Source organism: Frigoribacterium sp. CFBP9030 (assembly GCF_034045195.1).
In the GTDB taxonomy this organism is placed as follows: Bacteria; Actinomycetota; Actinomycetes; order Actinomycetales; family Microbacteriaceae; genus Frigoribacterium.
Map to the genome: position 1 here is coordinate 1 of NZ_JAXCWG010000020.1, position 16,263 is coordinate 16,263.

The 16,263-nt window shown below is 72.7% G+C and carries 16 protein-coding genes; 7 read left to right on the plus strand and 9 right to left on the minus strand.

Features of this window, described 5'->3' with window-relative positions:
* A partial coding sequence (locus tag SOM13_RS14675) for a MurR/RpiR family transcriptional regulator (RefSeq protein ID WP_414655530.1) occupies positions 1-367 on the minus strand: 367 nt, incomplete at its 3' end.
* A gap of 250 nt (positions 368-617) precedes the next feature.
* On the opposite strand from SOM13_RS14675, the gene SOM13_RS14680 reads away from it, so the two are divergent.
* From SOM13_RS14680 to SOM13_RS14690, 3 genes are read left to right on the plus strand one after another with little or no spacing between them, the layout of a single operon-like run.
* Entirely contained in the window at positions 618-1,640 is a 1,023-nt protein-coding gene (locus SOM13_RS14680; protein WP_320480136.1) for an ornithine cyclodeaminase family protein, read from the plus strand.
* Between the two features lies 1 nt (position 1,641).
* Positions 1,642-3,237 carry an aromatic amino acid ammonia-lyase gene (locus tag SOM13_RS14685; protein ID WP_320480137.1) on the plus strand — a complete coding sequence of 532 codons (1,596 nt, stop codon included), beginning with the start codon at positions 1,642-1,644 and terminating at the stop codon, positions 3,235-3,237.
* Between the two features lie 58 nt (positions 3,238-3,295).
* A complete protein-coding gene (locus tag SOM13_RS14690; protein ID WP_320480138.1) occupies positions 3,296-3,931 on the plus strand; it encodes a DUF6518 family protein in 636 nt (211 codons plus the stop codon).
* Positions 3,932-4,097: 166 nt separating this feature from the next.
* On the opposite strand, the gene SOM13_RS14695 is transcribed toward SOM13_RS14690, so the two are convergent.
* The 3 genes from SOM13_RS14695 to SOM13_RS14705 form a co-directional block, all read right to left on the minus strand.
* Entirely contained in the window at positions 4,098-6,044 is a 1,947-nt protein-coding gene (locus SOM13_RS14695; protein WP_320480139.1) for a BCCT family transporter, read from the minus strand.
* A 62-nt stretch (positions 6,045-6,106) separates the two neighbouring features.
* Complete coding sequence (locus SOM13_RS14700; protein WP_320480140.1) at positions 6,107-7,045, minus strand: alpha/beta hydrolase; 939 nt, start codon at positions 7,043-7,045, stop codon at positions 6,107-6,109.
* A gap of 218 nt (positions 7,046-7,263) precedes the next feature.
* On the minus strand, positions 7,264-7,530 hold the full coding sequence (locus tag SOM13_RS14705; RefSeq protein ID WP_192061497.1) for a hypothetical protein: 267 nt from the start codon (positions 7,528-7,530) through the stop codon (positions 7,264-7,266).
* 167 nt (positions 7,531-7,697) lie between these two features.
* Here SOM13_RS14705 and SOM13_RS14710 point away from each other — a divergent pair, with 167 nt between their 5' ends.
* Complete coding sequence (locus SOM13_RS14710) at positions 7,698-8,231, plus strand: PadR family transcriptional regulator (protein ID WP_244637286.1); 534 nt, start codon at positions 7,698-7,700, stop codon at positions 8,229-8,231.
* Positions 8,232-8,236: 5 nt separating this feature from the next.
* Positions 8,237-9,946 carry an ABC1 kinase family protein gene (locus SOM13_RS14715; protein WP_243215871.1) on the plus strand — a complete coding sequence of 570 codons (1,710 nt, stop codon included), beginning with the start codon at positions 8,237-8,239 and terminating at the stop codon, positions 9,944-9,946.
* Between the two features lie 212 nt (positions 9,947-10,158).
* Here the strand turns inward: SOM13_RS14715 and SOM13_RS14720 are convergent, their stop codons facing one another.
* From SOM13_RS14720 to SOM13_RS14735, 4 genes are all read right to left on the minus strand, one after another.
* Positions 10,159-10,308, minus strand: a complete 150-nt coding sequence (locus tag SOM13_RS14720; protein ID WP_320478287.1) for a hypothetical protein — start codon at positions 10,306-10,308, stop codon at positions 10,159-10,161.
* Positions 10,305-10,442, minus strand: coding sequence for a hypothetical protein (locus SOM13_RS14725; protein WP_192061494.1), 138 nt, complete (start codon positions 10,440-10,442; stop codon positions 10,305-10,307). Before SOM13_RS14725 ends, SOM13_RS14720 begins: the two co-directional genes overlap by 4 nt.
* A gap of 140 nt (positions 10,443-10,582) precedes the next feature.
* Complete coding sequence (locus SOM13_RS14730) at positions 10,583-11,560, minus strand: MerR family transcriptional regulator (RefSeq protein ID WP_320480141.1); 978 nt, start codon at positions 11,558-11,560, stop codon at positions 10,583-10,585.
* Between the two features lie 178 nt (positions 11,561-11,738).
* A complete protein-coding gene (locus SOM13_RS14735; RefSeq protein WP_320480142.1) occupies positions 11,739-12,743 on the minus strand; it encodes a LacI family DNA-binding transcriptional regulator in 1,005 nt (334 codons plus the stop codon).
* A gap of 115 nt (positions 12,744-12,858) precedes the next feature.
* Here SOM13_RS14735 and SOM13_RS14740 point away from each other — a divergent pair, with 115 nt between their 5' ends.
* Both SOM13_RS14740 and SOM13_RS14745 read left to right on the plus strand, forming a co-directional pair.
* Positions 12,859-13,881 (plus strand): amidohydrolase, encoded by a 1,023-nt coding sequence (locus SOM13_RS14740; RefSeq protein ID WP_320480143.1) that lies wholly within the window; start codon positions 12,859-12,861, stop codon positions 13,879-13,881.
* Positions 13,878-14,555: a cysteine dioxygenase family protein gene (locus SOM13_RS14745; RefSeq protein ID WP_320480144.1), complete on the plus strand. Its 678-nt coding sequence runs from the start codon at positions 13,878-13,880 to the stop codon at positions 14,553-14,555. Before SOM13_RS14740 ends, SOM13_RS14745 begins: the two co-directional genes overlap by 4 nt.
* Before the next feature lie 123 nt (positions 14,556-14,678).
* On the opposite strand, the gene SOM13_RS14750 is transcribed toward SOM13_RS14745, so the two are convergent.
* On the minus strand, positions 14,679-16,193 hold the full coding sequence (locus tag SOM13_RS14750) for an aromatic amino acid ammonia-lyase (protein WP_192061529.1): 1,515 nt from the start codon (positions 16,191-16,193) through the stop codon (positions 14,679-14,681).
* Between the last annotated feature and the right edge of the window lie 70 nt (positions 16,194-16,263).

Here is a 16,263-nt window from a genome sequence, read left to right on the forward strand (position 1 = left end):
CGCCGGCCGCGCCGGCCCTGCCGCCCTCGCCGGGCCTGCCGCCCGCACCGCCTGCACCGTCTGCGCCCGCGCCGCTTGCCGCCGCCGCCGGGGGAGTGGCCGTCAGCACGGCGTCACGCGCCGCGTTGCGGAACTCGGCGTAGCCCGAGAACCCCAGCGCCGTCGCGATGCGGGTGACCGTGGGCTGGCTGACGCCCGCCGCCTCGGCCATGTCGATGGTCGACGCGAAGGCCACCTGCGGCAGCGAGTCGAGCATGTGCTGCACCACACGGCGTTGAGTGGGCGACAGCCGGTGCTGGTGCACCAGGTCGATCAGCCAGCCGCGGACGCCGTCGAGCTGGTGGTCGTCCAGATGCGGCGTGCTCACGGGTGGGGCCTCTCGGTGGGGTGCTCGCCACGGTAGCGGCGCACGGGGCCGGAACCGCGCCTCCTGAACATCATTAAACACAACCGTCACACAGCGCATGGAACAATTCACGCAAGCATCGTCACGCCAGCACGCCAGCACGTCAGCACGCCAGCACGCCAGCACGCCAGCACGCCAGCACGCCAGCACGCCAGCACGTCAGCACGTCAGCACGACAAGCACGTCCCGCGCACCCGACCCGAGGAGAACCGTGACCACACCGACCCGCCCGATCTGGATGCGATACCTCTCGGGGCCCGACATCGACTCCCTCGACATCCCCTCGTCGGCGATCGTCGACGCGATCGACTCGGTCGTCGCCGCCCACGGGCGCGGCGAGACGGTCTTCGAGCCGCGCATGCACCTCGTGCCCGACAACGGCGGGGTGGGTCACTTCAACGTGCTGCGCGGGCACGTGTCGACCCTCGGCGAGCGGGGCGTCAGCGGCGTCAAGGTCGTCGGCGACTTCGTGCCGAACTACCTCGAGGGGCTGCCGAGCGAGATGGCGATGGCGACCCTCTTCGACCCCTACAACGGCACGCCGCTCGCCGTGATGGACGCCACGTTCGTCACCGAGGCCCGCACCGGTGCGATGACGGCCGTCGGCGCCCGGTACCTCGCCCGCCCCGACTCGAAGGTGCTGGCCCACGCCGGCGCCCGCGGCACCGCGTTCTCGAACGTCACCATGCTCGACGGGCTGTTCGACCTCGACGAGATCCGGGTCACGAGCCGCCGCGTCGAGTCGCGCGAGGCGTTCGGCGAGCAGCTGCGTGCCGTGACCGACACGCCCGTGGTCGTCGTCGAGACCGCCGACGAGGCGTTCGACGGGGCCGACATCATCGTCGAGGCGACGCGGCTGACCGAACCCGCGCCGCTCCTCCGGCGCGAGCACATCCGACCCGGCGCGTTCGTGGTGCCCTACGGCACGGTCAGCGCGGTCGAGCCCGAACTGCTCGACGTGATCGACAAGGTCGTGGTCGACGACTGGGCCGAGTCGCGGTCGGGCCGGTTCGGTGCCCTGCGGCACCACGTCGACACCGGGCTGCTCAGCCCCGAGACGCTCTGGGCGCAGCTCGGCGAGATCGCCTCGGGCGCGAAGGCCGGGCGCGAGTCCGCCGACGAGCGGATCCTCTTCTGGCACCGCGGCCTGTCGATCCTCGACGTCGCGCTCGCCCACCTCGTGCTGCGCACCGCCGAAGAGGCCGAGGTCGGCACGATGCTGCGGTACCGCTGACGTGGCTGCGGAACCGCTCGCATCGGCCGCACCGCTCGAACCGCGTGCACCGCTCGGACCGCTGGTCGTCGACCGGCCGACCGATCTCGACGCCGCCGCCGTCCTCGAGGTGGCCGACGGCCGCGAGCTGCGCCTCACCGACCGTCTCGTGGCCGAGCTCGACGCCGCGCGCGACGCGACCCTCGCCGCCCTCGACGCCGGCGGTCCCGTCTACGGAGTCACCACCGGCATGGGCGCCGCCAGCACCATCGCCCTGGACGAGGAGGCGCGGGCAGGTCACCAGGCGCGCCTCCTGATCGCGCGCGCCACGGGATCGGAGCCCTGGCTCGCTCGACGCGAGGTGCGGGCGGCGCTCGCGGTGCGCCTCCGGACGTTCCTCTCGGGCGACGCGGGGGTCTCGTCGGCGCTCTGCCTGCGGCTGGTCGACGTGCTGCGGCTCGACCTCGTGCCCGCCGTCCCGGCCACGCGACTCGGCACCGCCGGCGAGATCGTGCCGCTCGCACACCTCGGCGCCGCCGCGACGGGTGCCGCCACCGGCGAGCTGCTGACGGCGGAGGGCGCGGTGGTGCCCGCCCAGGAGGCGCTGGTCGCGTCGGGACTCGACCCGCACCTCCTCGGCCCGAAAGAGGGTGTGGCCCTGATCGAGGGCGTGCCCGTCACGACCGCGCGCGCGATCGTGCTGGCCGACTGCGCACGACGGGTGGCCGACCAGGCGCTCGCCGTGCTCGCGGCGGAGCTCGAGCTGGTGGGGGCGAACCGCGATCCGTTCCGGGTGTCGACGGCTCGGGCGGACGACGCGCTCGCGGCCGTGCTGAGGCGGCTCGACGGGCTGCTGGGGCCCGAGCGGGAGTCGGCGGCGTTGCAGTCGCCGGTGTCGTTCCGGGTGAGCGGCCCGGCTCTGGCGCATCTCGCCAGGGTGCTCGAGGCGCTCGACGCGGCGGTGCTGCGGGCGCTCGACGGCGTGACGGACTCGCCCGCGCGACTCGACGGCGCGTTCGTGGGCACGGCGGGGTTCGACGGCTTCGACCTCGCGGCATCGCTCGACGCCGTGCGCTTCGCCGTGCTGCACCTGGCCGAGCTGGGCGCCGCTCGGCTGCACCGGCTGCTCGACGGGGCGGTGTCGGGGCTGCCGCGGCAGCTGTCGTCGGCACCGGGTGTCCAGGCCGGCATGGTGACGGTGCACAAGCGCGCGGTGGGCACGGTGCACGGGCTGCTGACGGCCGCCCGACCCGCGTCGCTGGGCATCATCGAGACGTCGCTCGGACAGGAGGACGCCCAGTCGTTCTCGCTCGAGGCCGCCGAGCTGCTGGCGGGGGCGCTCGACGGGGCGACCGACGTCGCGGCGTGCGAGCTGCTCGCGGTGCTGCACGCGCGGCGGTTGCGCGGGGTGCTGGCGGGTGCGGGTGCGGGTGCCGGTGCTGGTGCAAGTGGGGGTTCGGGTGCCGGTGCTGCTGTGACGCCGCTCGACGATGAGCTCGCCGGCGCGGATGCGCTGCTGCCGCCCGGTGTGGTCGACCGGCCCTTCGGACGCGACGTCGCGACGCTGGCGCGGACGCTCGAGGCGGGGTCGTTCTCGAGGAGGACATCGGCCGTCTAGAGAGTGATCCGTCGCTCGCGGGCTCGTCGGCGCGGCCGTCGACGGTCATGCTGACCTCATGAGGAGAACCGTCGGATCCGCACTCGCCTGGTGGGCGGTCGCCGTCGTCGTGGGGCTGCTGCTCGGCGGTGCGACCTCGTTCGGGCAGCAGCACCTGCCCGACGGGCTCAGGTCGTTCGCCAACTCGAACAGCGGGTGGACGCTGCTCGCGTTCGCGGTGACCGTCGTCTGCACCCGGTGGGCGAGCGCCCGACGCTGGTGGATCGCGGCGGGAATGGGGCTGCTCGTGTTCCACGCCCTGCTCCAGGGATACGTCGTCGTGTCGACGCTGCGGGGGTTCCCCGACTCGTACGGGCCGGGCGACCTCTACTTCACCATCGCGACGCTGGCCGGCCCGGTGATCGGACTCGCCGGGCTGTGGTGGCGGGCCGAGCGCCGGCTGCTGCGGGCCGTGGGGGTCGCGGTGTTCGCGGCCGTGATGATCGGCGACGGCGTCTCGGGCCTGCTGCGGGTCGTCGAGACGACGGGCTGGCTGTACTGGACGATCAGCATCGCGATCGGCGTCGCGGTGCTCAGCTGGGTCGTGACCCGGCGTCTCGATCGACTGCGGGAGCGCGTGGTGGCGACGGTGCTGACGGCGGTCGGTGCGGGTGCGTTCGTCGCGCTGTTCGGCGTCTTGTCCGGCGGGGCGTGACCCGTTTCGGTGCGGCCCGGCCGTCTGCGACGTGACCGTTCCCACAGGGGCCGGCGGATCGGGTGGTCGATGACCGCTCGAAACCGGGGTACACGGATTCGGGTCCTTGTGCTCCAGGGTGGGGCCGCCACGTAGGGGTACGTGATGCCGGCCCCGCCCCTACCCTCTAGTCGCGGTCGTCGTCCTTGCCGCTGCCGGGGACAGCGCCCTCGGAGACGGTGGCGTCGTCGTCGGAGGCTTCGGAGGCCTCCGATGCCTCGGCCGCGTCGGCCTCGGCGGCCGCGTACGACGCGCTCAGACCCTCGTCGGCGTCGTGCTCGACCCAGGCGAGGTCGTCCTTCGAGTGGTCGTACGCGGCGGGCACGAGCGCGAAGTCGTCGCCGAACTCCTCGAGGCCGTTGCGCACGCTGTGGCGCACGACGCGCTCGGCGTACTGGTCGCGGAGGATGAGCGGATCGCGCCGCAGGTCCTTCAGGAACGCGATCATGATGAACGCCATGATGATCGCGAACGGCAGCGCCGCGATGATCGTCACGTTCTGCAGCGCGCTCAGCCCTGCGCCGTCCTCACCGCCTGCGACGAGCAGCACCGCGGCGATCGCGCCGACGAGCACACCCCAGGTCACGGTGACCCAGCGAGACGGCTCGGGGCGACCCTGCTGCGACAGCGTGCCCATGACCAGCGAGGCCGAGTCCGCACCGGTGACGAAGAAGATGGCGACGAGCACAGCGGCGATGACCGTGGTGACCCCGGCCAGAGGCAGGCTGCCCAGCATGCCGAACAGCACCTCCTCGGGCGGGCTGCTGGGCAGCGGGGCGTCGTTCATCCGCTGGTCGATCGCCGTGACCCCGAAGATCGCGAACCAGATGAACGAGACGATCGACGGGACGACCACGACGACGGAGACGAACTGGCGCAGCGTGCGGCCGCGCGAGATCTTGGCGATGAACATGCCGACGAAGGGGGACCACGAGATCCACCACGCCCAGTAGAAGATCGTCCAGCTGGAGAGGAAGGCCTGCGCCTCCTCGCCCTGCGAGCCGGAGCGCCCGATCATCATCGGCAGGTCGCCGACGAACTGGGCGGCCACCGACGGGATCACGTTGAGGATCAGCATCGACGGGCCGACGAAGAACACGAAGAGCGCCAGCAGGAGCGCCACGACCGTGTTGATGTTCGAGAGGGCCTGGATGCCGCGCGAGACCCCCGAGACCGCGGAGATGATGAAGGCGATGGTCAGCACGGTGATGACCCCGACGAGCAGGGCGTTGCCGGCCTGGCCGATGCCGCTGATCAGCTCGACTCCGTGGCCGATCTGCAGGGCGCCGAGGCCGAGCGAGGCCGCCGTGCCGAAGAGGGTCACGATGATGGCGAAGATGTCGATGGTCTTGCCGAGGGGGCCCTGGGTGCGGCCCTCGCCCAGCAGCGACGCGAAGATCGACGAGATGAGCGGGGTGCGTCCGCGGCGGTACGCGCCGTAGGCGATCGCGCCGCCGATGAGGGCGTAGAACGACCACGCCTGAGGCCCCCAGTGGTAGAGGACCTGCGTCAGGGCGGTGTGCATCGCCTCGACGGTCTCGGCCTCGTCGGTGCCGGGGGGCGGGCTCTCGAAGAAGGTCAGCGGTTCGGCGGCGCCCCAGAAGACGAGGCCGATGCCCATGCCGGCGGCGAAGAGCATCGAGATCCACGAGAACATCGAGAACTCGGGCGCCTCGTCGTCGCGCCCGAGGCGGATGCGCCCGAACCGGCCGAAACCGACCCAGAGCATGAAGACCATGATCACGGTCGCGATCGAGGTGAAGAACCAGCCGGTGTACTCGATCACCCAGGCGAGGACCGCCGAGGCGGTGGAGGCGAGGCTCCCGCCGCCGAGGACGCCCCACGCCAGGAACGCGACCGCGAAGAGGATCGCGACGCCGAAGACGGTTCGATCCGTACGGAACACACGGCCGGTCTGCTCGACTCCGAGGCCGGGGATCAGCGCCGGGTGCACACCGCTGGGCGGTGGTTCGGTGAAGTCGCGGACGAGGCGCCTGGCACCGCCTGGGGTGCGATCGTGCTGCGGATCGCCGGACGGCTCGGTCGATCGGGGGCCCTGCTCGTTTCCTTGCATGGGAAGCAATTGTCTGATGATTGCCGGGAAAGGTCCAATCAGAGGCCCATCAGGTGGCGCCGTCAGCTCGACGGATCGAGGAACCGGTCGGTCTCCGCGGCGATCCGCGGCGACTGCGTGTGGTGCACGTAGTGGTCTCCCTCGAGCGGGACGACCTCGCCGCGCTCGACGCTCGCCGCCTGGCGTTCGTGGAGCCCGAGCCAACCGTCGACGTCCGAGTCGGCCTGCACGACGAAGAGGAGCACCGGGAGGTCCGCCGGGAACGTCGCTCCGCTGACCGAGGCGAAGTTGCTCGGGGTGCGCTCCATCTCGTCGAGCAGCGTCGGCGCCGTCGAGTTCTTCGTCGTGAGGAGGCGCATCTGCTCCTTGGTCCCCTCGTCGTAGGGCATCCCCGCGTAGGGGTCGCCGGCGAGGGCGGACGCCACCCGGAGCAGACCCAGATCGCGGAGCTGGGCGAGTCCGTCGGTCGGAACGGGCTCATCCCACCCCGGCTGATCGGGGACGCTGCTGTCGATGCCGATGAACGCCGTGAGCTCGCCCGGGTGGAGCCGGCTCAGCTCGAGGGCGTAGACGCCGGCGATCGAGTGCCCCATGACCGCGTAGCGATCGACGCCCAGACCCTGCAACGCCTGGTGCGCCTCCTCGGCGATGTTCTCGGCGGTGCGTGGAGAGTCTGTCTGGTCGCTCAGCCCGGTGCCGAAGGGCTCGAGGGCGATGACGCGATGGGTGTCGTCGAGCTCGGAGATGAGCGGCTGGAAGTCCAGACCCGGGGCGGCCGTGCCGAGACCGGGCAGCAGGACGATCGTGTCGTCGCCCGTCCCGCTGACGACGGCGTTCATCTCCCGGCCGTCGACGGGAACGCGCTGGCCATAGGGCGTGATGGCGGCGAGGTCCGACTCGGTGGCGACGACGTTGACGATCGACGTCGTGGCGAGTGTGAGAACGGGGAGGGCGATCAGGGCGCCGACCACCCACAGGGTCGCTTTCAGGGGCTTGCGCATGGAGTCCTCTCGGTGCGGCTCGGGATCCGCACGGTCTCCGAGAAGCACACCAGAGGTCGGCGGTCACGAGAAGTGCCGACGCGTCACCTGTCGCCCGTTACGGATGTCATGACCGCCCCGTCCGGCCATCGCCGACCGGCAGGAGGCGCGGGGCATCCGGTCGGTCGCCCCGGCACGACCTGCTCAGTCGACCGGTCCGCTCGGTCGCCCCGGTCCGCTCAGTCGTCCGTCGCAGGAGGCGCGGGTCGGGGATGCCGGATCGTCGCGACCGTCCCGACGACGCAGACAGCAGTCGCGATCACGAGGGCCCCGATCACAAGGCCGCCGAGGACGGACGTACCCCCGTCTCGCACCGCGACGTAGAGACTCTGTGCGACGCAGGACAGCCAGAAGACCGCGCCGATGCCCCACCCCACGGAGGACCCGCGGAAGGTCGGCCACTGAAGTCGCAGCCTGCCCCGCTGCTCTTTCCCGTTCTTCTCCATGCTCACCCCTTCGTCGTCGTCGACCTCTTCACCGTACGTCGAGGTCGAGGAGGGCTCAAGGAGCTCGGCCTCGTCGGCCCGCTCTCGAGTCTGAGTGCGAGCCCCGGAGGGTGACGGACGGCAGGTATATCGTTCGGGTATCGCTCGACCCTCGACAGGAGATCATCATGGGCACCTCGCGTACACCCGGTTCTTTCACCGTCGACCTCGACGGGATGTGGCAGGCGATGGACCAGCTGCGCTCGACGTTCGACCGTCGCGACGGCTCGCGCGCCCCGCGCGGCGAGATCCGCACCGCCATCCTCGCGCTGCTCGCCGAGCGGCCGATGCACGGCTACCAGGTCATCCACGAGATCGACGAGCGCAGCGGCGGCGACTGGAAGCCCAGCGCCGGCTCGGTCTACCCGACCCTTCAGCTGCTCGCCGACGAGGGTCTGATCGAGGCCGAAGAGACCGAGGGGCGCAAGGTCTACTCGCTCACCGACGCGGGTCGCGCCGCCGCCGGCATCGACTCCGCCGACCCGTGGGCACCCTCCCGCTCGACCGGCGACCGCCGGACTGCCCTGCCCAAGGCCGGCATCGACCTCGCTCGTGCGACGGCTCAGGTCGGCCGCACCGGCACCTCCGCGCAGGTCGACGAGGCGGTGGCGGTGCTCGACGACGCCCGTCGACGCATCTACTCGATCCTCGCCCGAGACTGACGCGGGTGGCGTCGCCCCGTCTCGACGAGGCCCACCCCGCGGTGCGCGACCGGGCCGGTCGTGCCCGCTACCGCCGCATCCTGCGGTTCGCGTCCCGTCACCTCGCCGTGACCTGGTGGTTCGAGCTCGTGCTGCCCCGGTTCGGTCTGCGCTGGGTCGCCGAGCGCACCCGCGCGAAGCGGATGCAGCGCTTCGCCCGGGGCTTCCACGCGCTCGCGCTCGATCTGGGCGGCCTGATGATCAAGGTCGGCCAGTACCTGTCGTCGCGCCTCGACGTGCTGCCGCCCGAGATCACGAAGGAGCTGGAGGGGCTCCAAGACGAGGTCACGCCCGTCCCGTTCCCCGAGATCCGGGCGCTCGCCGAAGCCGAGCTCGGCATGCCGCTCGACCGCGTCTTCACGTCGGTCTCGCCCGAACCGATCGCCGCCGCCTCCCTCGGTCAGGCGCACCGGGCGACGCTCGGCCCCGTCGACTCGGCCGACACGGGGCTCGTCGACGTCGTGCTGAAGGTGCAGCGACCCGGCATCGACCTCATCGTCGACGTCGACCTCGCCGCCCTCCGGAAGGTCGGCGGCTGGCTCAGCCACGTGCGACTCGTCTACGACCGCGTCGACGCCCCCGCGCTCGTCGAGGAGTTCGCGCGCACCAGCCTGGAGGAGATCGACTACCTCAACGAGGCCGCCAACTCGGCGCGCTTCGCCGCGGACTTCGCCGACGACGACCGGGTCGGGGTGCCCGACGTCGTGTGGGAGCGCTCGACCCGTCGCGTGCTCGTGCTCGAAGACGTCTCGGCGATCAAGATCACCGACGTCGAGGGTCTGCGCGCCGCCGGCATCGACCCCGCCGAGGTCGCACCGGTCTTCGCCGCCGTGATGTTCGACCAGCTCTTCACCAACGGGTTCTTCCATGCCGATCCGCACCCGGGCAACATCTTCGTCACGCCGATCGCGGCGGCCGACGGCGAGCGACCGTGGCGTCTCACGTTCATCGACTTCGGGATGATGGGCGAGGTGCCGACGGGCACGCGCAACGGCCTCCGGCAGCTGCTGATCGCGGCGGCGTCGCGCGACGGCAGCGGCATGGTCGGGGCGATGCGCGACCTCGGGGTGCTGCTGCCCAGCGCCGACACCAACGAGCTCGAACGCGCGGTGAGCGCCACGTTCGCCCGATTCGGCGGCATGGGCTTCGCCGAGCTGCGGCAGGTCGACCCTCGGGAGTACCGCGAGTTCGCGGGTCAGTTCGGCGATCTCATCCGATCGCTGCCGTTCCAGCTGCCCGAGGACTTCCTGCTCGTCCTGCGGGCGGTGACCCTCACCTCCGGCGTGTCCAGCGCCCTCGACCCCGTCTTCAACCTGTGGGACTCCGTCGAGCCCTACGCCGCGCAGCTGGTGCGCGACGAGCGGGGCAACGCCGTACAGGACGTCGCCCGTCGGGCGCTCGGAGCCGCGGAGGTGGCGGTCCGGTTGCCGGGACGCCTCGACCACCTGGTCGGTCGCCTCGAAGACGGGACCCTCGAGGTGGGCAGCCCGCGCATCGAGAAGCAGCTGGGGCGCATCGAGCGGACGGCTCGTCGGGTGCTGGCCGCGGTGATCTTCGGCGCGCTGCTCGTCGCGGGGGCGGTGCTGCGCGCCGACGACGACGGGCTCGGCACCGCGCTGATGATCGCGTCGGCGCTGCCGCTGCTGTACGCGCTCTTCGCGGGCCGCCGGCCCTAGCCGCGCGGCGCGTTGCGCGGATGCGTGGCGCTGCGCGGGGCGCGTTGCGCGGGTGCGAGGTGCGTCGCACGGGCGCGCGGCGCTGGGCGCTGGGCGTTGCACGGGTGCGGCGGGTTCCTGTCATCCGCGGCGGGTCAGCGCTGACCCGCCCCCGATGACGGGAACCCGCCGCAGCTGGCGGTGGCCGCGCTGGCGTCCATCCGGCCGGGCGTTCAGGGGCGGTAGTCAGCCCGCTCGTCGCCCGTGGGCTGAGGCCCGGGATGCGGCTTGTTCCCCAGCAACGCGCCCATGGCCGTGAGGCCCGCCGCGATTCCCGTCGCGACGTGCTTCAGCACGCTCGCAGCGACCGATCTCGATGTCATGGGGTCCTCTCGGGTTCGGCGATCGTCGCGTCGTCGCCGCGCGACCGCCGACGTCCGCGGTCCTCCGCGCGCAGGACGACGCAGAGCCCGACGAAGCCGGCCCCGAGGAGGAGCGGCGCGAGATAGTAGATCACCCTCACAGTGTGTCGCGGCGAGGGCCTGTGGCCAAGCGATCAGCGGCGGAGAGGCACCGGGCCGCCTGGTTCGGCGGGTTCCTGTCATCCGCGGCGGGTCAGCGCTGACCCGCCCCCGATGACGAGAACCCGCCGCAGTCCTACTCGGCGGCGCTCGGGGCGCTCGGCTCGGGGGCGCCGAGCTCGAGGGCGAGCTCCATGCACCTCCAGCGGGCGGGGGAGTAGTCGTAGGGCATCTTGCTGATCGCCTCGGCGGCGCTCATGCGCCTCGGCCCCGCACCGCGACCGTCGGCGTCGACCGCGCCGCCGACCGCGTCATCCCCGGCGGGGTGCAGCTCGTCCCAGGCGTCGAGGATCGCGTCGTCCTCCGCGTCCTGGCCGGACGCCTCGATGGCGGCCTGCAGCGCCTCCTCGAAGGCGTGACGTTCGGCCGCGACCTGCGCCACCCTGGGGTCGTCGACCGCGACCGTGTCGTCGAGGGCCTCCTCGGCGGCGTCGACGCGGTCGGATCCCTCGCGCAGCACGGGGTGGGTGGCCAGGGCGACGAAGCGACCCGCCTGCATCGCGGCGGCGAGCGGACCGAGCATCCGCTCCGTGACCAGCAGGGTGTCCAGATCGTCTCGGCGCACCGAGCCCTCGGGCAGGGCCTCGAGACGACCGGCGACGATGTCGTCGAGCAGGCCGAGTCGGCTGCCCCGGGTCCGCATGCGCTGCACCGCGGCCCGTTGCCGCCGCAGCTCCGCCTCCTTGGCGACGAGGGTCGACTCGAGCCTGTCCAGCACCCGCGTGACCTGCGGATCGATGGGAGCACGGTCCCCGTCCGCGCCGCCGTCACCGCCGGCACCGCCGTTCCCGGCGGCATCAGCGTCCCCGCCCGCATCGTCGGCGAAGGCGCCGCGGATGTCCTCCAGGGCGACCCCGGCGTCGGCCATCTTGCGGATCCAGAGCAGCCGGATCATCTCGTCGTATCCGTAGCGTCGTCGGCCGTCCGAGCCGCGCTCGGGCTCGGGCAGCACGCCGATGTCGTGGTAGTGCCTGATCGCCCGGGGGGTGGTGCCGGCGAACGCGGCGGCGTCCCCGATCTTGACCTGACGCGGCGAGACGAACGACGAGAACATGAGCTGAGCCTTCTTCGGTGGGTGGGAGGTGAGTCCACCAGACCACATGACGCTACGGCACCTGCAAGTCGCGCTCGCCGTCCACGCCGCCACCGACTTGACACGCCGCCACCGGATCGGGTGGCGGCGTGTCGAGAACGTGGCGGGATGGCGAGGTCAGCCGGCGGGCGAGGCGAGCTCAGCCGCCGGGCGCAGCCGTCGACCCGCGCGGCATGAACACCGGCCGGAACGTCTGCCGCCGCGCCCCGCCGTCGAGCTCGTCCCCCGGGGTGTGCAGCGCGTCGACGGCGGCGTCGACGATGGCCGCCTCGTCCCACGCGAACGTGCTGAGCTGCGGCTCGACGAGCGGCGCCATCGCGCTGTCGTCGTACCCCAGCACCGACAGCTCGCGCGGCACCTCGAGCCCGACCCGTCGGGCCGCCGCGTAGGCGCCGAACGCGATCGAGTCGCTGAGGCAGAGCAGCGCGGTGGGTCGCGACGTCGAGCGCAGCAGTCGCTCCGTCGCGTCGGCCGCCTCGCCGACCGCGGCGGGCGTCGCGGTCACGGTCACGTCGAGGCCGAGCTCCGAGCCGAGCGAGGTCGCGAGCATCTCGGCCGGTCGCCCGGGGGTGGCTGGCAGCGCGGGGGCGAGCACGCCGACCGTCCGATGGCCGAGCCCGGCGAGGTGCCGCAGACCCGTGCCGACGCCGGACGCGTTGTCGAACAGCACGACGGGGGAGTCGGGGCGGTGGGCGAGCGCGTCGCCGATCGACACCACGCGGATCTCGTCGGGCACGTCGGCCCAGTACTCCGCCGACGGGTCGACCGGCAAGACGACCACGCCGTCGACCTGGCGGCTGTTCAGGGCCGCGAGCACCGCCTCCTCGCGGGTGGGCGACGCGTCGACGTCGGCGATCGAGGCGTTCAGCGCGAGGCGGCCGAGCGCACGGCTGAGCATCACGGCGAGATCCTGCTGCCAGAGGTCGCGGAGCGTGCCGACGATCACGACGTTGCTGCTGCGCCCGCCGGCCAACGCCCGGGCCACCGGGTCGACCGTGTAGCCGAGCTCGGCCGCGACCCGCAGCACGCGGGCCTGCGTCTCGGTCGAGCCGCGCAGCCCGCGCAGCGCGTACGACGTCGCGGACTTCGACAGGCCGGCCGCGTCGGCGACGTCCTGGAGCGTACGACGACGAGGCTCCTTCACCCGCACAGCATACGTGGCAGGGGGTCGACGCCCCGGGTCGCGCCTCGATCGTTCGCAGAACGGCCAGCGTGCCGCCGCCTTGACAAAACGTGCTGTGAACCGGTTCACTACTCACATGAGTGAACCGGTTCACAGCGAGATGGCCACCGAGGAGGCGCGGGTCGGCGACCCCGCACCCGTCGCGTCGTCCGCCGCCCCGGCTCCGTCGTCGCGGGTCGCCGTCTCGCGCCGCATCGCCTCCGGCCGCACCGACACCCACCAGCACGTCTGGCCCGCCGACTTCGTCGAGGCCCTGCGCGCCCGCACGACCGAGCCGCGCCTCGTCGACGACTGGACGCTGCTCACCGCCGGCGAGGCCCCCTACGCCGTCGACCCGGCCGCCCACGACGTCGAGCGCCGCCGGGCGCGTGAGATCGCCGAGGGCAAGGACGACGTGCTCGTGTCGCTGTCGAGCCCGCTCGGCATCGAGCACCTGCCGGGCGCCGAGGCCCGCGAGCTGATCGACGTCTGGCACCGTTCCGCCCTCGGTCTCGGCGACCCCTTCCGCGTCTGGGCGGCGACGCCCGTCGTCGAGCACGACCTCGTCGGGCTCTCGGAGATCCTGCGCGACGACCGGGTGGTCGGGCTGCAGCTGCCGGCCACGTGCCTCCTCGATCCGGCCGCCGTGCATCGGATGGCCCCCGTGCTCGACGTCGTCGCCGTCTCGGGCAAGCCCGTCATGGTGCACCCCGGGCCGGCGCCGGCCGTCGCCGACACCCCCGCCTGGTGGCCCGCCGTCGTGCCCTACGTGAGTCAGCTGCAGTCGGCCTGGTTCGCCTGGCACCAGGGCGGCCGCGTCGCGCACCCGACCCTGCGCATCGTCTTCGTCGCCCTCGCCGGTCTCGCGCCGCTGCACCACGAGCGCCTCGTCGCCCGTGGCGGCGAGTTCGGCTCGGTCGACCCCAACGTGTTCTACGAGACCTCGTCGTACGACACCCGCGCCATCGACGCCGTCGTGCGCGTCGTCGGCGTCGACCCCGTCGTGCACGGCTCCGACCGGCCGTACGCCCAGCCGCGCGACCCCGGGCTCGGTCACGCCTTCACCCACGCCCACGTCCACGCGAACCCCCGCGCCCTGCTGACCGGAGAACCCCGATGACCGTCACCGCTCCCGACTCGACGACCCGCTCCTCCTCGGCTCCCCTCGACGGCGCCGGCGCCGGCGCCGCGTCCGCAGTGCTCGACGCGTCCGCACTGCCCGCAGCGCCCGCCGCGCCCGCCCTGCCCGCGCTGCCGGGCCGCGACCTCACCCGCCCCGAGCTGAAGGCGTGGGTCGACGAGATGGCGACCCGCCCCGAGGCCTGGCGCCACCTCGTGCAGCACGGCGGCGGCCAGCGGCACTTCGCCTCGCTGTACCGCGACAGCCACATCGACGTCTGGCTGCTCTGCTGGGACACCACCGACGACACCGGCTGGCACGACCACGACATCTCGTCGGGGGCGGTCGCCGTCGTCGAGGGCGCCGTGAACGAGGCGAACCCCCGCATGGGCGGCGAGGCGGTCAGCCGCGTGGTCGAGGCGGGGCGCTCGTTCCACTTCGGGCCCGACCACATCCACCGCATGGGCGGGCACATCGACGGGTCGGTCTCGATCCACGCGTACTCGCCGCCGCTCTGGCGCATGGGGCAGTACTCGATCGGCTCGAACGGCGTGATGCGCCGCCAGTCGGTCAGCTACGCCGACGAGCTGCGCCCGATGGACGACGTCAGCGTCATCGAGCAGTACCGCGACGAGCAGGCCGCGGCCGACGCGCTCGCCGCCCGCGACGCCTAGAGCCCCAGCCGCCCGAGCCCACGCTCGTCGCATCGAGTGGTCCGAAGATGCTCTTCCCGGCTCGTGGAAGAGCATCTTCCGACCACTCGATCCGCAAGGAGGGGCGGCGCGGATGCGCCCGGCCTACGCGGGGCAGTCGCGGAGGGCCGCCCCGAGCGTCGGCAGCTCGGCCTCCATCCGGGCGATGTCGGCTCCGAGCGGCCGGTCGTCCGTCGACGGGTCGATCAGGGCGACGAGTCGCTCGAACACCGGCCGGAGGCGCGTGCCGGCCACCCGGTCGGGCGCCATCTGCAGGGCGCGCACCGCGGCGAACAGCTCCACCGCGAGCACCGCGCCCGACGAGCGCACCAGGCTGGTCAGGAGGCGCGTGCTCTGGATCGCGAAGCTCGCGTGCTCCTCGAGGCCGAGCGACACGCTGATGCTGGCGTTCGTGACGGGCGTCGCGTCGATGCGCATGTGGGCGAGGGCGTCCTGGGCGACGTACTCGACGATCATCAGCCCCGAGCTCGTGGCGTTGCGTCTCGCGTCGGCGAGGAACGGCGGCAGCCCGGTCATGTCGGCCCGCATCAGCAGCCCGAGTCGACTCGTCGACAGGCTGAACACGGGGTGCAGCCCCATGCGGGCCGCGTCGAGCGACCACGCGAGCGTCGCGAGGTGGAACTGCCCGTGGTGCCGCACGCCGTCGTCGACGACGAGCGGGTTCTCGGCCGGGCCGCCGAGCTCGCGGTCGAGCGCGTCGAGCAGCACCCCGAGCGCGGTGCGGGCGGGCGCGTGCACCTGCGGCGAGGCCCTCAGCCCGAAGGGATCCTGGAGGCGCGCCACCGGAAGCGGGTCGCCCTCGACCGCCTCGGTCAGCCAGCGCAGGCGGGCGGCCTCGCGCACCTGCCCGGGATGCGGTCGTGCGGCGTGCACCTGGGCGTCGAACGCCTCGGGCGATCCGCGCAGCGCCCGGAAGCTGAGAGCCGCGACGACCGTGGCGGCGTCGAGCTGGCGGGCGGCGACGTCGGCCGCGAGCGCTGTGGTCGCGAGGGTCACGGCGCTCGAGCTCATGAACGGCAGGGAGTCGGTCTCGGCGAACACCACGGGCGGCACGCCGCCGCTCCGCCACGGGAACTCGCCGATGAGGGTGAGTGCCAGCTCGGCCAGCGCGGTCAGGTCTCCGGTGCCGATCGAACCGGTGCGGTGCAGGGTCGGCAGCGAGTCGTTCCGCACCGCGGCGAGCAGACCCTGCACGACGCCCGGGCTGATGCCCGATCCGCCGGCCAGCAGCTGATTCAGCCGGACGACCAGGGCGGCCCGGGTGACGCGGTCGTCCTCCACCTCGCCGATGCCCGACGCGTGGCTGCGCAGCAGGCGCAGACCGTGGGCCGCCTGCTCGCGGTGCTCCTCCTCCGGGGTGAGGTCGACGGCGTCGTCGACGACCGAGATCCCGCGGTTCGCACCGACGCCCGTATTGGCGCCGTAGACGATGCCGGAGTCGCGCGCGGCGAGCAGGGTGCGATGCGATTCCTCCACCGTCGCCAGGGCGTATCCGGGCACCGACACGCGGGCGCGACGGTCCGCGAGGGCCACGAGATCGGCCACTCGTAACGGAGTGCCGTCTAGGGTGACCGGGGGAAGGTCGTCGCTGGCGTGCATGTCGGTCACTGTGCCTCCCTCGTGTTTCGGTCTCGTAAACAGGCCGTAGCGCTTATTGACGAAGTATTCA